The organism is Streptomyces sp. NPDC002328, assembly GCF_042890065.1.
Lineage (GTDB): Bacteria > Actinomycetota > Actinomycetes > Streptomycetales > Streptomycetaceae > Streptomyces.
Genome location: NZ_JBIARQ010000009.1, coordinates 149,838 through 170,313, shown reverse-complemented (window position 1 = coordinate 170,313; position 20,476 = coordinate 149,838). Strand labels below are relative to the sequence as shown.

The following is a 20,476-nucleotide window of genomic DNA, read 5'->3' as shown; positions in this document are numbered from 1 at the left end:
GTCGCTTGTCGGGCGTCCCCGTCGCTTTCTACCGTGGTGTCAACCCCAAGTCGACACCGCAGGAAAGCGGAGGAACCCCTCTGTGACCGTCAGCCGTGTGCCGCGCTCCCGGCGCTTCCTGGTCTGCGAACCCAGACACTTCGCCGTGCAGTACGCCATCAACCCCTGGATGCACCCCGACACACCCGTGGACGTCGATCTCGCGCGGGACCAGTGGCAGTCCCTGATCCGCGCCTACCGCGCCCACGGCCACACCGTGGACGCCGTCGAGCCGGCTCCCGGTCTGCCCGACATGGTCTTCGCCGCGAACTCCGCGATCGTCGTGGGCGGCCGGGTGTTCGGCTCCCTCTTCCACGCGCCCGAGCGGCGTCCGGAGTCCGTCCACTACGACACCTGGTTCAAGACGGCGGGCTACGACGTCCACCGCCCCGAGTCCGTCTGCGAGGGCGAGGGGGACCTGGTGTGGACGGGCCGGTACGTGCTCGCCGGCACCGGGTTCCGGACGACCCGGGAGGCGCACCGGGAGGTGCAGGAGTTCTTCGGGCACCCGGTGATCAGCCTGACGCTGGTCGATCCGCACTTCTACCACCTGGACACGGCGTTGTTCGTGCTGGACGACGACAACGTCTCCTATTATCCGGAGGCGTTCTCGCCGGGCAGCCGGGAGGTGCTGGCGCGGCTGTACCCGGACGCGGTGCTCGCCACCCGCGACGACGCGCTGGCGTTCGGGCTGAACTCGGTGTCCGACGGCCGTCATGTGTTCATCGCCCCCCGGGCCGAGGCCCTCGCCGCGCGGCTGGAGGAGCGCGGTTACGTCCCCGTCCCCGTCGACCTGTCCGAGTTCCAGAAGGCCGGCGGTGGCATCAAGTGCTGCACTCAGGAGATCCGCTCATGACCGCTCCCGCCGGTGTTCCCCCGCGTACGCGTACCTCCGCCGATCTGATCCGGGCCGAGGAGCCCGTCCTCGCGCACAACTACCACCCGCTGCCCGTGGTCGTCGCCCGTGCCGAGGGCGCGTGGGTGGAGGACGTCGAGGGGCGGCGGTACCTCGACATGCTGGCCGGCTACTCGGCGCTGAACTTCGGCCACCGGCACCCGGCGCTGGTCGAGGCCGCGCACCGCCAGCTGGACCGGCTGACGCTGACCTCGCGGGCGTTCCACAACGACCGGCTCGCCGAGTTCGCCGAGCGGCTGGCGGAGCTGACCGGCCTTGACATGGTGCTGCCCATGAACACGGGCGCGGAGGCCGTGGAGAGCGGCATCAAGGTGGCCCGCAAGTGGGCGTACGAGGTGAAGGGGGTGCCGGCCGACCGGGCGACGATCGTGGTCGCCGCGGAGAACTTCCACGGCCGGACGACGACGATCGTGAGCTTCTCGACGGACGAGACGGCGCGGGCCGGGTTCGGGCCGTTCACGCCCGGGTTCAGGATCGTGCCGTACAACGACCTCGCGGCGCTGGAGGCGGCGGTCGACGAGACGACGGCGGCGGTGCTGATCGAGCCGATCCAGGGCGAGGCGGGGGTCGTGATCCCCGACGACGGCTATCTGGCGGGGGTGCGGGAGCTGACCCGTCGGGCGGGCTGTCTGTTCGTCGCGGACGAGATCCAGTCCGGCCTGGGCCGCACGGGGCGGACGCTGGCGGTGGAGCACGAGGGGGTCGTCCCCGACATGGTGCTGCTGGGCAAGGCGCTGGGCGGCGGGATCGTGCCGGTGTCGGCGGTGGTGGCGCGGCGGGAGGTGCTGAGCGTGCTGCGGCCGGGCGAGCACGGCTCGACGTTCGGCGGCAATCCGCTGGCGGCGGCGGTGGGCACCGCGGTGGTGGAGCTGCTGGAGACGGGCGAGTTCCAGCGGCGGGCGGAGGAGCTGGGCTCCGTTCTGCGGGAGGGTCTGACCGCGCTGGTCGGCAAGGGAGTGGTCGGCTTCCGTTCGCGCGGGCTGTGGGCCGGCGTCGACGTCGACCCCGGGGTGGGCAGCGGCCGGGAGATCGGTGAGCGGCTGCTGCGGGAGGGAATCCTGGTCAAGGACACCCACGGCTCCACCATCCGCCTGGCCCCGCCGCTGACGATCACCCGGGAGGAGCTGGAGGCCGCTTTGGACGGGTTGGCGAGGGTGTTGGTGTAGCGGGCTGCGGCGTCTCGTCTCCTCGTCGTGTGCGTTGACGGCGGGGAGGGTGAAGATGGGGGCGAGAGGTGGTAGACCACTGTCAGCGACAGAGAGGTCGACCGTGGGCGCACACGACGAGGGCCGCGCCGCCCGGCGGCGGTTCGACGTGGCGGACGCCGCGCCGCTGCTGCTCGACGCTCGGGGTGTGGTGACCAGCTGGACCAGGGACGCCGAGCGGCTGCTCGGGTACGCGGGCGGCGAGGCGGTCGGCAAGGATCTGACCGGGCTGCTGATGCTCGGGGACGCCGGACGGGTGCCGGACGTCCTGGAGCGGTGCCGCCGGGACGGCGGGTGGGCGGGGCTGCTGTCGGCCCGCCGCAAGGACCAGGAGCCGGTGCCGGTGATGGCCCGGATCACCTCGGCCGACGAGCCCGGCGGCCCCGCCCGCTGGCTGGTGCTGCTCAACGAGATCGGCGACGCGCCGGGCTGGAGCATGAGCAGGTCCGTGCTGGAGCAGATGGTGGGCGGCGCGCCGATCGGCATCGCGATCGTCGACACCGAGCTGCGGTTCGTGTGGTCCAACGCCGCGCTCACCCGGTTCGGCGGCGGGCCGCCCGAGCGCCGGCTCGGGCTGCGGCTGGCCGACGTGCAGCCCGGCTTCGACGCCCTGGCGGTCGAGACGCAGATGCGGCACGTCCTCGACACCGGTGAACCCGTCCTCGGGTACGAGCACGTGGGGCGGCTGCGCGCCGCCCCGCACCGGGAGACGGCGCACATGCTGTCGTTCACCCGGCTCGACGACGAGCACGGCCATCCGATGGGCGTCTACTACACGGTCGTCGACATCACCGACCGCCACCGCGCCCGTCAGCGCCTCGCGCTGCTGGACCGGGCCGGCCGGCGCATCGGCCGCAGCCTGGACATCGCGCGGACGGCGCAGGAGCTGGCCGAGGTGGCGGTGCCGGGGTTCGCGGACGCCGTCGCCGTGGATCTGCTGGAGGCCGTGTTCCGCGGGGCGGAGCCCGGCGCGCGGCAGACGGCGAGGCCCGGCGGGTCCGTGGCGCTGCGGCGGGCCGGCCGGCGGTCGGGCGGCGCGGGAGCGGTGGAGGGCGGAGAGGGCGCGGAGAGTTCCGGTGGGACGGGGTCCGGTGGGGCGGGGGGCGTCGTCGTGTATCCGGGGGGCTCGCCACCTGTGCGCTGTCTGGCCTCGGGGCAGCCGTGGAGCGTGGCGCGGCTCGGGGTCGAGGACGAGGGGTGGGGGCCCGCGCTGCCGTCGGTCGGCGGTGCGGCGGAGCCGCCCAGTGTGCTGGTCGTACCGGTACGGGCGCGCGGGACGACCCTCGGCGTGACCACGTTCCTGCGGCGCGGCACGCAGGAACCTTTCGACGCGGACGACGTCGTCCTGGCGGAGGACCTGGTCTCGCGGGCGGCGGTCTGCGTGGACAACGCCCGCCGCTACACCCGTGAACGCGACGCCGCGCTGGCGCTCCAGCGCAATCTGCTCCCCCGCCGGCTGCCCGAGCAGGACGCCGTCGAGGTGGCCGCCTGCTACCGGCCGGCGGACGAGCTGACCGGGCTCGGCGGCGACTGGTACGACCTGATCCCGCTGTCGGGGGCCCGGGTGGCGCTCGTCGTGGGCGAGGTGCCGGGGCACGGCATCGACGCCGCCGCGGCCATGGGCCGGCTGCGGACCGCCGTACGGACGCTCGCCGCCATGGATCTGCCGCCCGACGAGGTCCTGGCCCGCCTGGACGACCTGGTCGGCAGCCGGGCCCACGAGGACGGCGGCGAGACGGAGGCCTCCGACACGGGTGACGGCGGGGACGCGGGTGACGGCGGGGGCGGCGGTGACGCGGGTGACGCCTACGGCACGGGCGGCGCGCAGGCGGTGGGCGCGGGCTGTCTGTACGTCGTCTACGACCCCGTCGACGGGCGGTGCGCGATGGCCGCCGCCGGGCACCCCGCGCCGGCCCTCGTCGAGCCGGACGGCACGGTCGCGTTCGTCGACCTGCCGCAGGGGCCGCCGCTCGGCGTGGGCGGCCCGCCGTTCGAGTCGGCGGTGCTGACGCTGCCGGAGGACACCACGCTGGCGCTGCACACGGACGGGCTGCTGGCGCAGGGCGAGCAGTGGGCGCTCGACGTGGACCGGACCAGGCTGCGGCAGGCCCTGGAGATCCGGGCGTCCTCGCTCGACCTGAGCTGCCGGACCGTGATCGACGCGCTCGTGCCGGCCCGTCCGCACGACGACGTGGCCCTGCTGATGGCCCGGACCCGGCGGCTGCCGGCCGACCGGGTCGCGGTGTGGGAGCTGCCCGCCGATCCGGCCGCGGTCGCCGAGGCCCGCAAGTCGGCGAGCCGCCGGCTGGCCGACTGGGGGCTCGCGGAGTTGTCGTTCACGACGGAGCTGGTGGTCAGCGAGCTGGTCACCAACGCCATCCGCTATGCCTCCGGTCCGATCCGGCTGCGGCTGATCCGCGGGCGCGCGCTGGTCTGCGAGGTCCACGACGGCGGTGCCACCGCGCCCCATCTGCGCCATCCGCGCACGACGGACGAGGGCGGCCGGGGGCTGCTGCTGGTCTCCCAGGTCACCCGGCGCTGGGGCACCCGTTTCGTCCCCGAAGGGAAGATCATCTGGGCGGAGCAGTCCCTGCCCCGCCCCGGCGTGTGACGGATCGCGGCCCGCGCCTCACCCCACGTGGGAAACCAGCCCCTCCCCCGTGTGAGAAGCGGCATCCCGCCCCCATGAGAAAATGACGCAAAACCGGCAGATGGGGCACGGGTCATGAACGACACGGAGATCGACTACGCGGCGGTGTTCCAGGCCCTGCCCGGCATGGTCGCCCTGCTGACCCCGCGGCTCGTGTACGCCGACGCCAACGAGGAGTTCCTGCGGGTGGCGGGGCGCCGGCGCGATCAGATGGTCGGCCGCCATGTCTTCGAGGTCTTCCCGGACAACCCCCATGACCCCGCCGCGAGCGGCATGCGCAACCTGGAGGCCTCGCTGCACCGCGTCCTGGCCACCGGCGAGCGCGACGCGATGGCCCTCCAGCGCTACGACGTCGAGTCGCACGACCGGCCCGGCGAGTGGGAGGAGCGCTACTGGAGCCCCGTCAACGCGCCGGTGATCGGGCCCGACGGCTCGGTGGAGCTCGTCGTGCACCGGGTGGAGGAGGTGACGGAGCTGATCCGGGCGCGCGGCGGACGCTGGGCCGGCGGCCGGGCGGCGAGCCGGGCCCGGGTGCTGGAGGCCGAGCTGTACACGCGGGCCCGTGAGCTCCAGGAGCTCAACGAGCGCCTGCGGCTGGCCCACGCCCGCGAGCGGGAGGTGGCCCTCGCCCTCCAGGAGGCGATGCTGCCCGCGCGCACTTCGGTGCGGCACCTCAGAGCCGCCGTGCGCTACCGGCCCGCGGTCGGCGCGCTCAACGTCTGCGGCGACTGGTACGACCTGGTGGACCTGGTCGGCGGCCGCCGCGTCGGCGTGTCCGTCGGGGACGTCGTCGGGCACGGTCTGGAGGCCGCCGGGGTGATGGGGCAGCTGCGCAGCGCGCTGAGCGCCGCCTCACGGGTCGCCGTCGGGCCCGCCCAGGCGCTGGACGTCCTCGGCCGGTACGCCCATGTCGTGGACGGCGCGGAATCGGCCACGGCGGTCACGACGTTCATCGACTTCGACCACCACACCATCGCCTACAGCAGCGCCGGGCACCCCCCGCCGGTGCTCGTGCACGCCGACGGCCGGGTGGAGTTCCTCGACCGTGCCACCGATCCCCCGCTGGACGCGCGCCCCGACCCGGTCCCCCGGCCGCAGGCCACCACCGCCTTCGGGCCGGGCGCCACCCTCGCCCTGTACACCGACGGTCTGGTGGAGCGGCGGCACGAGGATCTGGACACCGGTCTGGGCCGGCTGGCCGACTCCCTGGCCCGGCACCGGGACGACGACCCCGAGGCCCTGGCCGACGCGGTGCTGCTGGAACTGCTGCCGCACGGGGGCTCGACGGACGACACGGCCCTTGTGATCGTGCGGCTGTGAAAGCTTTCGCGCCGATGGTGACGCACCGTCAAGCAGCCGGGTTCCGGCGGCCCCCGCCCACGCCTACACTTGCACCCCACACCATGCCGATTGACCTGCTGGAACGCGGCGGTCGAACCGTTCCGCCGGATTGAGGAGCGATCCCTTGTTCTACTACCTGCTGAAGTACGTGGTGTTGGGACCGCTGCTGAGAGTGGTGTTCCGGCCGCGAATAGAGGGCCTGGAGCATGTCCCGGCGACCGGCGCGGCCATCGTCGCGGGCAATCACCTGTCGTTCTCGGACCACTTCCTCATGCCCGCGATCCTCAAGCGGCGCATCACGTTCCTCGCGAAGGCCGAGTACTTCACCGGGCCCGGCCTCAAGGGCCGGCTGACCGCGGCGTTCTTCCGCAGCGCGGGGCAGATCCCGGTGGACCGCTCCGGCAAGGAGGCCGGCCAGGCCGCGATCCGCGAGGGTCTCGGGGTGCTGAGCAAGGGCGAGTTGCTGGGCATCTACCCGGAGGGCACCCGCTCGCACGACGGCCGCCTGTACAAGGGCAAGGTCGGCGTGGCGGTGATGGCTCTGCGGGCGGGAGTGCCCGTCGTGCCGTGCGCGATGATCGGCACGTTCGAGGCGCAGCCGCCCGGCAAGGTGATCCCGAACGTCCACCCCGTGGCGATCCGCTTCGGCGAGCCCCTCGACTTCTCCCGCTACGAGGGCATGGAGAACGAGAAGGCCGTGCTGCGCGCGATCACCGACGAGATCATGTACGCGATCCTGACGCTGTCGGCCCAGGAGTACGTCGACGAGTACGCGGCCGTGGTCAAGGCCGAGGAGGCCGCCGCGAAGGAGAAGGCGCGCAAGTTCCCGCGGCTGCCGCTGAGTTGAGGCGGGCGGACAGGGGCGAGGGGCGGCCGGTGCGATCCGGCCGCCCCTCGTCGTCGTACGGCGGTGTCGTCCTCGTACGGCGGTGTCGTCGTACGGCGGTTCTACGGGAGCCGAGTCCTTACGGCTTGGGCGTGGCGTGCGGGGCGCAGGTCACGTCCGCGGTGTCCACCTCACCGGTGAGGAGGTAGGCGTTCACCCGGGTGTTGACGCAGGAGTTGACCAGTCCGGTCACGCCGTGGGAGCCGGCGCCCTTCTCGGTGATCAGACGCGAGCCCTTGAAGCGGTCGTGCAGTTCGACGGCGCCCTCGTAGGGGGTGGCCGCGTCCCGCTCGGCCTGCACGATCAGCACCGGCGGCAGGTCCTTGTGGCTCTTGACGTTCACCGGGGTCTGCTGCTTGGTCGGCCAGAAGGCGCAGGGCAGGTTCATCCAGGCGTTGGCCCAGGTCATGAACGGGTGATCCTTGTGCAGCCGCGTGTTGTCGCGGTTCCAAGTCCGCCAGCTGGTCGGCCACTTGGCGTCGGCGCACTCGACGGCCGTGTAGACGGCGTTGCCGTTCTCGGAGGAGGCGTTGCCGACGGTGTCGGTGAGGTCGGGGGCCGCCGCGTCGACGAGGGCCTGGGTGTCACCGGCGAAGTACTTGCTGAAGACGCCGGCGACCGGCGCCCACGAGGAGTCGTAGTACGGGGCGCTCTGGAAGAAGGAGATCAGCTCGGCCGGGCCGACGACCCCGCCGATGGGGCTCTTCTTGGCGGTGGCGCGCAGTTCGAGCCACTTGGCCTGGACGGCGGCGCGGGTGGTGCCGAGGTGGTAGGTGGCGTCGTTGGCGGCGACCCAGTCCTGCCAGTCCTTCCAGCGCATCTCGAAGGCGACGTCCTGGTCGAGGTTGGCCTCGTACCAGATCTTCTGCCGGGACGGGTTGACGACGCTGTCCACGATCATGCGGCGGACGTGGCCCGGGAACAGCGTGCCGTAGACGGCCCCGATGTAGGTCCCGTAGGAGACGCCGAGGAAGTTGAGCTTCTTCTCGCCTAGGGCGGCGCGGATGACGTCCAGGTCGCGCGCGGTGTTCGGCGTGGTCATGTGGGGCAGCATCTCGGCGCTGCGCTCGTAGCAGCCCTCGGCGTACTTGCGGGCCAGCTTGATCTGGGCGAGCTTGTCGGCCTCGCTGTCCGGGACCGGGTCGGCCTTGGGCGCCTTGACGAACTCCGTCGGGTCGACGCAGGAGATGGGCGCGGACTTGCCGACGCCGCGCGGGTCGAAGCCGACGAAGTCGTAGGCCTTGGCGACGTTGGTCCACACGGGGGCCTTGGTGGTGACCCGGCGCGGGAAGCGCAGGCCGGAGCCGCCGGGGCCGCCCGGGTTGTAGACGAGGGCGCCCTGGCGCTCCTCCTTCGTCCCGGTGTTGCCGATGCGGTCGACGGCCAGCTTGATCTGCTTGCCGTCGGGCTTGGCGTAGTCGAGCGGGACGGTGACCCAGCCGCACTGGATCGGCTTCTCCAGGCCCCAGTCGGCGGGGCAGTCCCGCCAGTCGATGCCGGCCTTGGCGGCGCGTTCCGCGGCGACGGCCGCGCCGCGCATCTCCCGGTCCTGGCCGGGCTGCCCGCCGGCCGCGCTCGCGGTGGGCGCGGCGACCGCGCCGGCGATCAGGGTGGCGGCGACGATTGCGCCGGCCGAGCCGATCGCCGCGGTGCGCCTGTTCGGTCGTATGTCCCTCAAGTGGGAATCTCCCCGTGCCTAGTTGTGACAGTCAGGGGGGATCCTCGCGGCTGTGAGGTTGCTGAGAACAGGTGTCGTCGGGCTTCTTTGCCAATCCGATAACCGGAACGACACGCCCGCTCACCGGATGAACGGCCGACTCAGGTCAGCGAGTTGAGGGCCTCGTCCAGCAGACGCCGCAGCCGCAGCCCGTCGGGGGCGACGGCGGTCACCAGGGCGGCCGGACCGGCGAGCGGCATGAGCGCCGCGCCGTCCCCGAGCACCCGCGCCTCGACCGGCCGTTCCCCGAACTCCTCCCGCACGAGGACGAGTTGCCCCACCGCCCGAAGTCCCCCGAGCACCGCGGGCCCGTCCCATCCTCCACCCGCTCCGGGCCCGCAGGCCAACTCCTGGTCCAGCAGGGCCCGTCCGCCGACGCGTACGACAAGACGGCTGGTGAGCCGCCCGGGTTCCTCCCCCGCCCGTCCGAGCACCTGCTCCTCCCGCAGCAGGAGCCGCGCGCCCGGCGCGAGGTCGGCACGGGTCGTGACGTGCAGGTCGCTGCCCCGGGCGGAGATCAACGGCTCGGGCAGCCAGTGCAGTTCGCCGCCGTCGGCGACGTCGATCCGTACGTCGTAGCGGGCCTCGCCCTTGGTCTGGCCCGGCAGGGCGATGGTGGCGGCAGCCGAGCCGACGCGCAGCCGCGCGCCGCTTTCGACGGCCGCCTCGACGGCGAAGCGGTCGCCGCCGAGGGGCCCGCTCATCGCCCCGACGAGCATGACCCGGGCGTCGCCTCCGGCGCTGCCGCGGGTGCGCCTGAGCGCGAGCGGCCCGTCGCTCTCCAGGACGGGCAGCGAGGTCCCCCCGCGCCCGTCCGCCCGAGCGACGATCCGCGCGGTGGCGTGCACACCGCTCATGTCACGCCGTCCACGCGGCGAGCCGCTCGCGCACCCACGCGGCGACGTCGGACACCCCGCTCTCACTGCGCAACGACTGGAAGACGACCGGCAGTTCGGCGCGCTGCGCTTTCGCGTCGGCGGCCATCCGGGCGAGGTCGGAGCCGACGTACGGCGCGAGGTCGGTCTTGTTGACGACGAGCAGGTCGGCGGTGGTGACCCCGGGTCCGCCCTTGCGGGGGATGTCGTCCCCGCCGGCGACGTCGATGACGAAGATCTGCGCATCCACGAGCCCCTTGGAGAAGGTGGCGGTGAGGTTGTCCCCGCCGGACTCCACGAGCACGAGATCGAGCGGCCCGACCTCGTCCTCCAGGTCCTCCACGGCTTCGAGGTTGGCGGAGATGTCGTCCCGGATCGCGGTGTGCGGACAGGCCCCCGTCTCGACGGCGGCGATCCGCTCGGGCGGCAACACGGCCTCCCTGAGCAGGAATTCGGCGTCCTCGCGCGTGTAGATGTCATTGGTGACGACGGCGAGCGAGAACTCGTCCCGCAGCACCCGGCAGAGCGCGGCGACGGTAGCGGTCTTCCCGGACCCGACGGGCCCCCCGAGCCCGATCCGCAAGGCCCGCAGAGTCCCGTCCCCACGCCGGGCGTCGGCACTGACGGCGGCGGGACCGTGATGAGAATGATCAAGATGCATGTACGGCTCCTTCACGAGATACGCGGGGCGAAAACAGCCCGTCTGGGGGTCCCCCCTCTGGGGGAGCTTGAGGACGAGGCCCGTCCAGGGCCGAAGCGGGGGGTCTGGGGGCGGCAGCCCCCCAGGTACGGAACGGGTAGGGGCGGCGGGGGCGAACCCCCCTCTAGGAGGCGAACCCCCTCTACGAGGCGAACAACCGCACAGCCCACCCCGCATGCACCTCCGCCCCGATCTCCAGCAACGGTCCGGAAGCCGAGGGAAGCACCCCCACCCCCCCATCCAGGACGGCCACCCCCGCGGACACGGCCCGGTCGACCACCCGATCGAGCTCCGGCGCCAACCGCCCCAACACCCCCACAGCCGCGAACGGATCAAGACTCAACAACCGCACCACAGCCGAAGTAGGCCCGCTCACGCTCTCGTACACCGCGCAGTACGCGGCATCCTCGGGCCCCAGCCCCGCCGAACGAGCCGCGAGACCGAGCACCACGGCCTGGTGCGCGCCCTTGGGGAACTGACATGCCAGGGCGTCGAGTTCAGCACTGGGCCAAACCGCCCGAGCGGCCCGCATCAACTGCCGCCCCAACTTGCGCCCGACGAGCCGCAACGCCGGCGACGGCGTCCGCGCGTCGGCCGCGGCGTCCAGCTCCGCCGGGTCGGCCCCCGCCGCGGCCGCCGCGGCGATCCCCGCCGCGACCAGCCCCGCCGTGTGCAACCGCCCCCGGCAGAAGGACTCCAGGCTCTCCGGCCCGGTGATCCGCCCGGCCTTCACCGCCTCCTCCGCCCCGCCGGAGTGGGCGTGCCCGCCGGCGGGGAAACGGCCGTCGGCCAGGACGAGCAGCGCTGCCCGTGTCATGTCGACCTCGCCCTCAGAAGAGGAAGTAGCGCTGAGCCATGGGCAGTTCGGCCGCAGGCGTCGCCTCCACCAACTCCCCGTCGATGTGCACGGCGAAGCTGTCGGGGTCGACCTCGACGCGCGGCCGGGCGTCGTTCTCCCGCATGTCCGCCTTGGTCACCCCGCGCGTCGAGTCGATGGCGACGAACCTCTTACCCAGTTGGAGCCGTTCCGGCAGCCCGTCCTCGATCGCGAGCGGAGCCACGAAGTTGAACGAGTTGGCGGCGGGGGCCCGCCCGATCGCCCCGAACATCGGCCGGGGCAAGATGGGTTGAGGGGTGGGGATGGACGCGTTGGCGTCGCCCATCTGCGCGTAGGCGATCTGGCCGCCCTTGAGGACGAGATGCGGTTTGACGCCGAAGAACGCCGGTTCCCACAGCACGAGATCGGCGAGCTTCCCCGTCTCCACCGACCCGATCTCCCGCGCCAGGCCCTGCGCGAGGGCGGGGTTGATCGTGTACTTGGCCACGTACCGCCGCACCCGCCGGTTGTCCGCCCGCCCGTCGCCGGGCAGCGCCCCGCGCCGCCGCTTCATGACGTGCGCGGTCTGCCAGGTCCGCAGGATCACCTCGCCGACGCGGCCCATGGCCTGGGCGTCGGAGGAAATGATCGAGATCGCGCCGAGGTCGTGCAGGACGTCCTCCGCGCCGATCGTGGACGGCCGGATACGGGACTCGGCGAAGGCGAGATCCTCGGGCACGGCCGGGTTGAGGTGGTGACACACCATCAGCATGTCGAGGTGTTCCTCGGCGGTGTTCACGGTGTACGGCCGCGTCGGGTTGGTCGAGCTGGGCAGGACGTGCGACTCGGAGACGACGGTCATGATGTCCGGCGCGTGCCCGCCGCCCGCACCCTCGGTGTGGTAGGCGTGGATGCCGCGTCCGGCGATCGCGGCGAGCGTGTCGCCCACGAATCCGGCCTCGTTGAGGGTGTCGGTGTGGATGGCGACCTGGATGCCGGTCCGTTCGGCGACGGTCAGCGAGGCGTCGATGACGGCGGGCGTGGACCCCCAGTCCTCGTGCAGCTTCAGGCCGAGCGCGCCGCCCCGGATCTGGGACAGCATCGCCTCGTGCGAGACGGTGTTGCCCTTGCCGAGGAACCCGATGTTCAGCGGGTACCGCTCCATCGCCTCCAGCATGCGGGCGAGGTGCCAGGGGCCCGGCGTCACGGTCGTCGCCTTGGAGCCCTCTGCCGGTCCGGTGCCGCCGCCGATCAGTGTGGTGACGCCGGAGGACAGGGCCTCGTCGGCGATCTGCGGGCAGATGAAGTGGACGTGCGCGTCGATCGCGCCCGCGGTGAGGATGCGGCCGTTGCCGGCGATGACCTCGGTCTCCGGGCCGATGACGAGGTCCGGGTGGACGCCGTCCATCGTGTCGGGGTTGCCGGCCTTGCCGATGCCGGTGATCCGCCCGTCGCGGATGCCGACGTCGGCCTTGACGATCCCCCAGTGGTCGACGACGACCGCGCCGGTGACGACGGTGTCGGGGGTGCCCTCCGCGCGGGTGGCACGGGCCTGCCCCATGGACTCGCGGATGACCTTGCCGCCGCCGAACACGGCCTCGTCGCCCGCGAGTCCGGGCCCGCCGCAGCGGTCCTCCTCGATCTCCACGACGAGGTCGGTGTCGGCGAGCCGGATGCGGTCCCCGGTGGTCGGGCCGAACAGGTCGGCGTACGCGGCACGCGAGATCTCAGGCATCGAGGGCACCTCCGGTCTCCCCGCGCAGACCGGGCACCACGCGGGCGCCGGCGAGCGGTACGAGTTCGACGTCGACGGGGATGCCGGGCTCGAAGCGCACGGCGGTGCCGGCGGCGACGTTCAGCCGCTTGCCGCGGGCGGCGGCGCGGTCGAACTCCAGGCCGGGGTTGGCCTCGGCGAAGTGGTAGTGGGAGCCGACCTGCACCGGCCGGTCGGCGGTGTTGAGCACGGTGAGCCGGGTGACCTCGCGGCCCTCGTTGTACACGATCGGGTCTGCGGCGAACAGGATCTCTCCGGGAATCATCGAGGCCCCTCTCACACGATCGGGTCGTGGACGGTGACGAGCTTGGTGCCGTCCGGGAAGGTCGCCTCGACCTGGACGTCGTGGATCATCTCGGGCACGCCGTCCATGACGTCGTCGCGCGTGAGCAGCTTGCGGCCGGAGAACATCAGCTCGGCGACCGTACGGCCGTCACGCGCGCCTTCGAGGATGTGCGAGGTGATGAGGGCGACGGACTCGGGATGGTTGAGCCTGAGGCCGCGGGCCCGGCGCTTCTCGGCGACATCGGCCGCCACGTGGATCAACAGCCTCTCCTGCTCGTGCGGGGTCAGTTGCACGTCCCACCTCACATCCTCGCTCCGGACCGTGCGGGGCCCGGCTGCCGCGGCCACCGGCAAACTGCCTGGTGGCGTGGAGGGGCAGGCTAGTTGGAGCGCATTTCGAGGACGTTAACCCCGCTGTGATCGTCCGGCGGGCGTCGCCGCGCCCGGGACGCTCCCGTCCTCCGGCATGCTCATCAGCGCGCGCAGGCCGTCCCGCAGGACGTCCACCGGGGCGGGTCCGAACAGGGACTGCTGGGCGATGAAGCCGAGCACGCAGGCGATCATCGTGCGGGCCACGCGGTCCGGGGCGACGTCGGCGCGCATCCGCCCGTCCGCCTGGTAGGACTCCGCGATCCGGGCCCACGCGGCGCGCACGCTGGCGAAGCCCTCGCCGAGGACGGCGGCCAGCTTCTCGTTGCGCGGGATCTCCGACCACACCTGGACGACCAGGCGCGGGAAGGCGGGGACGCCGTCGAGGACGAGGCCGGCCCGCGCGGCGAGGGTCCGGCTGAGGACGGAGGCGACGAGGGCGTCCGGCGCGGGGGGCGGGCTCTGCTCGGCCGCCGCCTCGAAGGCGGCGCGGACCTCGCCGAGCACCTCGGAGACGATCGCGGCGATCAGCTCCTCCTTGCCGCTGAAGTAGCGGTACACCGCCCCGGCCGACAGGTCGGCCTCCTTCAGCACGTCCTGCATGGAGGTGGCGTGGAAGCCGTTGCGGGCGAAGCAGAGGGCCGCCGCGTCGAGGATCTGCCGGCGGCGGGCGTCGAGATGGGCCTGGGATACGCGTGCCATGGTCCACAACTTAAAACGAACGTTCCTTCTTGACAAGTGACGGCCCGCGGCTGCACGGTGGAGACGAAGCAAAACGAACGATCCTTCTTTTTAGCCGACCCCAGCCGCGGCAGCCGCGGCATCCGATCCCAGCCCCGTCCAGAGGTGACCCCATGTCCACCGCTTCCGCACCCTCCACCAGGCCTCCCGCCCGGCGTGTGATCGCGGTCGTCGTCCTCGTCCCGCTCCTCGCCGCCCTCGCGCTGTGGGCCTTCGCCTGGCCCGCCGCCCGCACCGCGCCCCGCGATCTGCCGCTCGGCGTGGCCGGACCGGCCACCGCGACCGCGCAGCTCGAGAAGCAGCTGTCGACGCACGAGGGCGCGTTCGAGGTCCACCGCTACGAGGACGAGGCCGCGGCCCGCGCCGCGATCGAGGACCGGACCGTCTACGGCGCGGTCGTCGTCACCCCGCAGGGCCCGGAGCTGCTCACCGCGTCGGCCGCGAGCCCGGTCGTCGCCCAACTGCTCCAGCAGGCGGTGTCGCAGCAGGCCGCCGCGCAGGGGACCGAGGTGCGGGTCGTCGACGTGGTCGCCGCGCCCGAGAAGGATCCGCGCGGCGCGGCCCTGGGCGCGAGCGTGCTGCCGCTGGCGCTGGCCGGCATCGTCGCGGGCGCGGTGGTGACCGTGCTCGGGCTGCGCGGGGTCCGCGCGGTGGTCGCGCTCGTCGGGGCGGCCGTCCTGGTGGGCCTGGTCGCGGTGACGCTCGCGCACAGCTGGCTCGGGGTGCTCACCGGCGACTGGTGGGCCGAGGCCGGGACGCTCGCGCTGTCGACGCTGGCGGTGAGCGCGGCCGTGGCCGGGTGCGCCGCCCTGCTCGGCCCGGCGGGCATCGGTCTCGCGGGGCTGATGGTGATGTTCTTCGGCAACCCGTTCTCCGGGGCGGCCTCGGCCCCGCAGATGCTGCCCGAGCCGGCCGGGACGATCGGCCAGTGGCTGCCGCCGGGCGCGGGGACGACGATGCTGCGCTCGGTGTCGTTCTTCGACGGCGCCGCGGCGACGGGCCCGGCCCTGACGCTCACCTGGTGGGCCGCGCTGGGCCTCGGCGCGGTACTGCTCGGCCACACGATGAAGAACCGCGCGAAGAGCCACGCGCCGGCCGCCGAGCGGGAGCCCGCGCTTGCCGGCTGACCCACCGGCCGCCACGACCACCGGCCTCCGCGTCGACCGTGCGCCCCCGTTCCGCAGCAGCGGACGGGGGCGCACGGTCGTTCGAGTCTCTTGCGAGAGCGGGTCTCTTACGAGGGGTCCGGCCGCCGGTGTTCCGCCGCGATGCCGAACCGCCGCTGTTCGCCGCGAGCGGACGACGCCGGGTCGCGGACGGTGGAGACCGAGCTGATCACCTGTTCCTCGGCCGTGGCGTCGAGCGCGTCGAGTCGCTCCAGGTCGGCGGCGGAGACGAGGGCGACCAGCGGTTTTCCGTGACGCGTCACCACGACGCGCTCACCGCCGTACACCACCCGGTTGATCAGGTCGGCGAGTTCGGCCCGGGCTTGTGTCACCGGAATCTCGTAGGCCATGACCCCATTCTAACGTCACGTACGTCCTGTACATTTTGTACAGACGTAGAAGGAGGGGCACCCATGACCCGACCGTCCGCCCGCCATGTCCTGCCCGAGTTCACCGAACGCACGAGCACGGGTCTGCGGACCCTGGATCCCTACTCGAAGCTCCTGGAGGGGCGGATCGTCCTTCTCGGGACCCCGGTCGACGACGTCTCGGCGAACGACGTGATGGCCCAGCTCATGTATCTGGAGCACCGGGACCCGGACCGCGACATCGCGCTGTACGTCAACTCCCCCGGCGGCTCGTTCCACGCGATGACGGCCCTCTACGACACGCTCCGGTACGTCTGCTGCGACGTGGAGACGACCTGCCTGGGCCAGGCCGGCCCCTACGCGGCCGTCCTGCTCGCGGCGGGCACGCCGGGCAAGCGGCGGCTGCTGCCGGGGGCGCGGGTCGTGCTGCACCAGCCGGCGCTGCCGGAGCCGGTGCGGGGGCAGCCCAGCGACCTGGCGATCCAGGCCGGGGAACTGATCCGCGTCCGGGCCCTGCTGGAGAAGCTGCTCGTGCGGCACACCGGGCGGAGCCCGCGGCAGGTGGCCGCGGATCTCGAACGGGGCGTCGTCCTCGACGCGCGGGAGGCCGTGGCATACGGCCTGGCGGACGGGATCGTCCCGCCCCGCGGGGCCGCTCCGGGCGGGAGGTGAGCCGCCGGTGCTGCCCGAGCTGCCGCCGCTGCCCGCGCTGACCCGCGCCGAGGCCGAGTTGATCGACCGTTACCTGGAGGCGGTCGACCTGCTCGGCCGGATCAACCCCGCCCGTGACGGCGACACCTACCGTGGGCTGCGCGCCGCGCAGGCGCTGGTGGGCAGGGCGGTGGCGCTGCGGGACGCGCTGACGCTGATGCACCAGCGGGGCGAGAGCGAGCTGCACGCGCCCACGCTCGCGCGGGCGCTGCGCGTCCTGGACGGGGAGCGCAGGGCGGCGCGCGTCGCCGTGCCGCCGCTCTCCGACAGTTGACGCATGGACTTTTCGGCCCGGACGATCGGCGGCGCGCGCGTCCCGTCCGGGCCGGAGTCGAAACGGACCAAACGGCGTACGGCTGTTCGGAGGAGATGTGACTGCCTTTTCCGGGCCCTTGCGGTTGCGCGGCGGGCGTGCCCGACGGGTGGAATGGAGGGTTCCAGTGCTGGTCGGGGGCCTTATGACACGTTGACATCTGATCGAACATCAGGGTGTCCACCCGAACGGGTGAGTGGTGAGTAACCCCACAAATCCCCGATTCCATTGGGATTTTCGGACATCGGTGAGCCAAGATCCCTGTCTGACGACAAGACCCCGCCACAAGCGGCGGGGCAATCCGTGCGGACGCCGAGTCCTGCCGCCGTTCGGATGACAGGTCGACAGAAGTGCATCGGCAGGAGTGGAGGACCCAAGCACGACGGGTCGCCGGGACGGTCGTCTCCGAACGGGAGACGCGCCGGGTCGAGCAGCCCTTGGGGTGAAGCCGCAGCAGCGGCCGGGCAACTTTGTCAGCCCGAATCCGACAGGTCATCCTTCACAGGCGGCTGACGAAGGGTTGCGCATGACTGCGCTCAATCGTGTCCCGTCGCTCATGGTCCGAGCCGGTACGGCCTCGGCGTTCGCCATCGCCGCCGTGGGCGGCTCGATCGTGGTCCCGGGTGTCGCCTCCGACGCCGCTGCCGCCACGCCGGCGACGAAGGCACTTCAGGTCGCGGCCTCCAAGAAGGGCTCGCCTTACAAGTACGGCGCCGCCGGACCCAACCGGTTCGACTGCTCCGGGCTGACCATGTACTCGTTCAAGAAGGCGGGCAAGAAACTGCCCCGCACCGCGGCTCAGCAGTACAACAAGACCCGCCACATCGGCGCGGCCAGCCGCAAGGCCGGAGACCTCGTGTTCTTCCACTCGGGGTCGAACGTCTACCACGTCGGGATCTACGCCGGCGGCGGCAAGATCTGGCACTCGCCGAAGACGGGTGACGTGGTCCGGCTCCAGAAGATCTGGACCAAGAGCGTCTGGTACGGCCGAGTCAAGTAACCTCCCGGGACGGTGGCCGCCCCTGACAGCCCCACCGCCCCGGGACCCCCTCCGTGGGGGTGCCCTCCGCTCCGGGCGAGGGTGCCTGGACCGGGGCGACGGCGCCCCGTCCGGGCGAGGACGACTCGATCCGGGCCGGGGTAACCCGACCGAGCGAGGCGACTCGATCCGGTCGCCGACACCCCGCCCGGGCGACGGTGCCTCGATCGCGGGCGGGCGGTGACCCGCCCGAGCGAGGATGACTCCATCCCTGCGGGGTGCCCCGTCCGGGCGACGGTGCGTCGAATCCGGGCGGGCGGTGTCCGTCCGGGCGAGAGGCACTCGATCCTGGGCGGGTGGTGACTGTCCCGGAAGGGTGGTGTCCCGTCTGGGCGCGGACGCCTCGATCCCGGCGGGGGTGACCCGTTCGGGCTACGGTGCCTCGATCCTGGACGGGCGGTGGACGTCCAGGAGGGGCAGTTTCCCGTCCAGCGAGGGTGACTCGATCCCGGCGGGAGTGACCCGTTCGGGCTACGGTGCCCCGATCCCGGGCGGGCGGTGACCCCTTCGGGCGAGGGCGGCTTCGTGTCGGTGGGGTGACCCGTTCGGGCGAGGGGGGCTTGGGCCCGGTGGGCTGTGGTCCCTTTCGGGACGGCGTGGACTCGGCTTCGGTCGAGCGGCGACTGCGTCCCGGGCGGGAGAAGAAATCGGCGAGCGGCGACCCGGCCTGGGGCGGGCGCCGACTCGGATGCGGGCCGTCTGCGTCCTGGGCGGACAGTGCGGGCCGGCCTGGGCGCGGTGGGCCCGGGGCAGGCACGGCGAGGCCCAGGGCGGGCGCGGTGGGCCCTGTATGGGCGCGGAGGGGGCTCGCGGGCTGTCGTGGGGCCTTGGGGGTGGGTGGCCGTCCGGTTGTGGGGGCTGTCGGGCTCTCAGGGCGGCTTGTGGGGACTTGTTGGTGGGGGGCCGTGATATTCAGCTCGCGTCCGGGGGTGTCGCCTCTGGGCGGGCTCGATGGGCCCTTCAGGGGCGGAGTGGGGGGCCGGGGGCCGTTGCCCCCGGGGATGGGAAGGGTAGGGGCGGCGGGGGCGGAAAAGGCTCGGCCGTCGCCACCGGTCTCGTCCACGGCAGCTCGATCGACACCGTCTTGCCCCCCTCACGGGTAGGCCGCACCCGCAGCTTCCCCCCGTACTCCGCCGTCAGACACCGAATGATCACCATCCCCCGGCCGTTGTCCTGCTGGACAGCGGCCGGCAGCCGTTTCGGAAACCGAGGATGACTGTCGGTCACCCCGATGCGCAGATGTTCGTCACGGTCGAGCACCAGGTCCACCGTGAAGGTGGGTGACAGCCCGAACGTGTGCTGTACGGCGTTGGTGGCGAGTTCGGAGACGATGAGCCGAACCGCGTCGGACACCTCCGCGTCCGCGGACAGGCCCCACTCCCCCAACGTGTCGAGTGCGAAGGCGCGGGCCGTGGACACCGAACCGGGATCGCTCGGCAGAGTGAGGGAGGCTTCCAGATGGTCAGCCATGGCGACGTCGTCCCTTTCCCACGGGACCGGGGTCCGACACGGTGCGGATGGTTCGAGTACGGTCCCGGACTGGTGCTTCGTCGCCAGAGTGCCATCACCACGCCCGTCACGGGTGGCGATCCACCAAGATGTGCATATATCTGTCGCCCGATGCGGTGAACTCTGCTACGGCAGAGCGTATTTGGACGGCCCCTAGGGAGTAAGGAGCAGTCCATGCAGCACGGCCCCGCGGTGCGCCGCCGGAAACTGGGCGCTGAGCTGCGGGCGTTGCGCACCCGCACGGGCCTCACCAGCGGCGAGGCGGCGCGGCTCATGGGCTGGCACCAGTCGAAGGTGAGCCGGATCGAGACCGGAACCAGTGGTACGAAACCGGCCGATGTGCGGTTACTCCTCGACGCCTACGGCGTGACCGACCCGCAACTGCGGGATGTGATGCTGGCGTTGGCGGGCTCCGAGGATGCCGCCGGAAGGGACCACTGGTGGCACGCCTACCGGGGCGTCCTGCCGCCCGCCTACCGGGACTTCATCAGCCTGGAGTCGCAGGCCAGCGCGATGCGCACACTGGAGACGACCGTGGTCCCGGGCCTGCTCCAGACGGCGGAGTACGCGCGCGCGGTGACCCGGGCCGCCGTGGAGGGCGTCGCGGAGGACGGCGCCGAGGAGCGGCTGGACACCCTGGTGGAGGTGCGCCTGACCCGGCAGGACGTGCTGAGGTCCCGCCCGCCGCTGGAGCTGAACGCGGTGCTGGACGAGGCGGTGCTGCGCCGGGAGGTGGGCGGCCCGGAGGTGATGGCACGCCAGCTGGAGCGGCTGGTCGAGGCGGCGCGGCTCCCCCAAGTGAGGCTCCAGGTGCTGCCGTTCACTGCCGGGGCGCATATCGGCGTCACCGGCCCTTTCGTTATCTTCTCATTTTCGAGCACTTCTGATCTGGACGTGGTTGTTCTCGACCACTTGACGAGTACCCTCTACCTCGAACGGAAAGAAGACCTCCGGGTCTACTCCGAGGCCTTCAACGCCCTGCGGGCGCACGCTCTTTCGCCCGAGGACTCCATGGAATACATCGCCGCGATAGGTGACGGCGCGTAAGGAGGCAC

20 protein-coding genes and 1 riboswitch are annotated in these 20,476 nt (G+C 72.5%); of the genes, 10 read left to right on the top strand and 10 right to left on the bottom strand.

Going from position 1 to position 20,476, the window contains the following annotated elements; genetic code table 11:
• The first annotated feature begins 82 nt into the window (after nucleotides 1–82).
• From ddaH to ACFYX4_RS23440, 5 genes are all read left to right on the top strand, one after another.
• A complete protein-coding gene (gene ddaH, locus ACFYX4_RS23460; protein WP_389336531.1) occupies nucleotides 83–895 on the top strand; it encodes a dimethylargininase in 813 nt (270 codons plus the stop codon).
• Complete coding sequence (gene rocD / locus ACFYX4_RS23455) at nucleotides 892–2,121, top strand: ornithine--oxo-acid transaminase (protein WP_389336528.1); 1,230 nt, start codon at nucleotides 892–894, stop codon at nucleotides 2,119–2,121. Before ddaH ends, rocD begins: the two co-directional genes overlap by 4 nt.
• 103 nt (nucleotides 2,122–2,224) lie before the next feature.
• The gene (locus ACFYX4_RS23450; protein WP_389336525.1) at nucleotides 2,225–4,771 is read left to right on the top strand and encodes a SpoIIE family protein phosphatase; all 2,547 of its coding nucleotides are present in this window, start codon (nucleotides 2,225–2,227) and stop codon (nucleotides 4,769–4,771) included.
• 114 nt (nucleotides 4,772–4,885) lie between these two features.
• Nucleotides 4,886–6,130, top strand: a complete 1,245-nt coding sequence (locus ACFYX4_RS23445) for a PP2C family protein-serine/threonine phosphatase (protein WP_389336522.1) — start codon at nucleotides 4,886–4,888, stop codon at nucleotides 6,128–6,130.
• A gap of 145 nt (nucleotides 6,131–6,275) precedes the next feature.
• Nucleotides 6,276–6,998, top strand: coding sequence for a lysophospholipid acyltransferase family protein (locus ACFYX4_RS23440; protein ID WP_389336519.1), 723 nt, complete (start codon nucleotides 6,276–6,278; stop codon nucleotides 6,996–6,998).
• A gap of 118 nt (nucleotides 6,999–7,116) precedes the next feature.
• On the opposite strand, the gene ACFYX4_RS23435 is transcribed toward ACFYX4_RS23440, so the two are convergent.
• The 8 genes from ACFYX4_RS23435 to ACFYX4_RS23400 form a co-directional block, all read right to left on the bottom strand.
• Nucleotides 7,117–8,715 (bottom strand): alpha/beta hydrolase, encoded by a 1,599-nt coding sequence (locus ACFYX4_RS23435; RefSeq protein ID WP_389336516.1) that lies wholly within the window; start codon nucleotides 8,713–8,715, stop codon nucleotides 7,117–7,119.
• 140 nt (nucleotides 8,716–8,855) lie between these two features.
• Nucleotides 8,856–9,611: an urease accessory protein UreD gene (locus ACFYX4_RS23430; RefSeq protein WP_389336514.1), complete on the bottom strand. Its 756-nt coding sequence runs from the start codon at nucleotides 9,609–9,611 to the stop codon at nucleotides 8,856–8,858.
• A gap of 1 nt (nucleotide 9,612) precedes the next feature.
• A complete protein-coding gene (gene ureG, locus ACFYX4_RS23425; RefSeq protein WP_389336511.1) occupies nucleotides 9,613–10,290 on the bottom strand; it encodes an urease accessory protein UreG in 678 nt (225 codons plus the stop codon).
• A 181-nt stretch (nucleotides 10,291–10,471) separates the two neighbouring features.
• On the bottom strand, nucleotides 10,472–11,146 hold the full coding sequence (locus ACFYX4_RS23420) for an urease accessory protein UreF (protein ID WP_389336508.1): 675 nt from the start codon (nucleotides 11,144–11,146) through the stop codon (nucleotides 10,472–10,474).
• A 13-nt stretch (nucleotides 11,147–11,159) separates the two neighbouring features.
• Nucleotides 11,160–12,881 carry an urease subunit alpha gene (locus ACFYX4_RS23415; protein ID WP_389336505.1) on the bottom strand — a complete coding sequence of 574 codons (1,722 nt, stop codon included), beginning with the start codon at nucleotides 12,879–12,881 and terminating at the stop codon, nucleotides 11,160–11,162.
• Nucleotides 12,874–13,185, bottom strand: coding sequence for an urease subunit beta (locus ACFYX4_RS23410; RefSeq protein WP_389336501.1), 312 nt, complete (start codon nucleotides 13,183–13,185; stop codon nucleotides 12,874–12,876). Before ACFYX4_RS23410 ends, ACFYX4_RS23415 begins: the two co-directional genes overlap by 8 nt.
• Before the next feature lie 11 nt (nucleotides 13,186–13,196).
• A complete protein-coding gene (locus ACFYX4_RS23405; RefSeq protein ID WP_389336498.1) occupies nucleotides 13,197–13,499 on the bottom strand; it encodes an urease subunit gamma in 303 nt (100 codons plus the stop codon).
• A 111-nt stretch (nucleotides 13,500–13,610) separates the two neighbouring features.
• Nucleotides 13,611–14,276 (bottom strand): TetR/AcrR family transcriptional regulator, encoded by a 666-nt coding sequence (locus ACFYX4_RS23400; RefSeq protein ID WP_389336495.1) that lies wholly within the window; start codon nucleotides 14,274–14,276, stop codon nucleotides 13,611–13,613.
• 152 nt (nucleotides 14,277–14,428) lie between these two features.
• On the opposite strand from ACFYX4_RS23400, the gene ACFYX4_RS23395 reads away from it, so the two are divergent.
• Nucleotides 14,429–15,442, top strand: coding sequence for an ABC transporter permease (locus ACFYX4_RS23395; protein ID WP_389336492.1), 1,014 nt, complete (start codon nucleotides 14,429–14,431; stop codon nucleotides 15,440–15,442).
• Between the two features lie 107 nt (nucleotides 15,443–15,549).
• Here the strand turns inward: ACFYX4_RS23395 and ACFYX4_RS23390 are convergent, their stop codons facing one another.
• Nucleotides 15,550–15,831 carry a type II toxin-antitoxin system Phd/YefM family antitoxin gene (locus tag ACFYX4_RS23390; protein ID WP_389336489.1) on the bottom strand — a complete coding sequence of 94 codons (282 nt, stop codon included), beginning with the start codon at nucleotides 15,829–15,831 and terminating at the stop codon, nucleotides 15,550–15,552.
• Between the two features lie 63 nt (nucleotides 15,832–15,894).
• On the opposite strand from ACFYX4_RS23390, the gene ACFYX4_RS23385 reads away from it, so the two are divergent.
• The 3 genes from ACFYX4_RS23385 to ACFYX4_RS23375 all read left to right on the top strand — a co-directional run bounded on the left by ACFYX4_RS23385 (nucleotide 15,895) and on the right by ACFYX4_RS23375 (nucleotide 17,873).
• Nucleotides 15,895–16,521: an ATP-dependent Clp protease proteolytic subunit gene (locus tag ACFYX4_RS23385; RefSeq protein WP_389336486.1), complete on the top strand. Its 627-nt coding sequence runs from the start codon at nucleotides 15,895–15,897 to the stop codon at nucleotides 16,519–16,521.
• Between the two features lie 7 nt (nucleotides 16,522–16,528).
• Nucleotides 16,529–16,834, top strand: coding sequence for a hypothetical protein (locus tag ACFYX4_RS23380; RefSeq protein WP_389336483.1), 306 nt, complete (start codon nucleotides 16,529–16,531; stop codon nucleotides 16,832–16,834).
• 368 nt (nucleotides 16,835–17,202) lie between these two features.
• A riboswitch (cyclic di-AMP (ydaO/yuaA leader) is annotated at nucleotides 17,203–17,396 on the top strand.
• 3 nt (nucleotides 17,397–17,399) lie between these two features.
• Nucleotides 17,400–17,873, top strand: a complete 474-nt coding sequence (locus ACFYX4_RS23375; RefSeq protein ID WP_389336480.1) for a C40 family peptidase — start codon at nucleotides 17,400–17,402, stop codon at nucleotides 17,871–17,873.
• Between the two features lie 999 nt (nucleotides 17,874–18,872).
• Here the strand turns inward: ACFYX4_RS23375 and ACFYX4_RS23370 are convergent.
• Nucleotides 18,873–19,382, bottom strand: a complete 510-nt coding sequence (locus tag ACFYX4_RS23370; RefSeq protein ID WP_389336477.1) for an ATP-binding protein — start codon at nucleotides 19,380–19,382, stop codon at nucleotides 18,873–18,875.
• A gap of 213 nt (nucleotides 19,383–19,595) precedes the next feature.
• On the opposite strand from ACFYX4_RS23370, the gene ACFYX4_RS23365 reads away from it, so the two are divergent.
• On the top strand, nucleotides 19,596–20,468 hold the full coding sequence (locus ACFYX4_RS23365) for a helix-turn-helix domain-containing protein (RefSeq protein WP_389336474.1): 873 nt from the start codon (nucleotides 19,596–19,598) through the stop codon (nucleotides 20,466–20,468).
• Nucleotides 20,469–20,476: the final 8 nt, after the last annotated feature.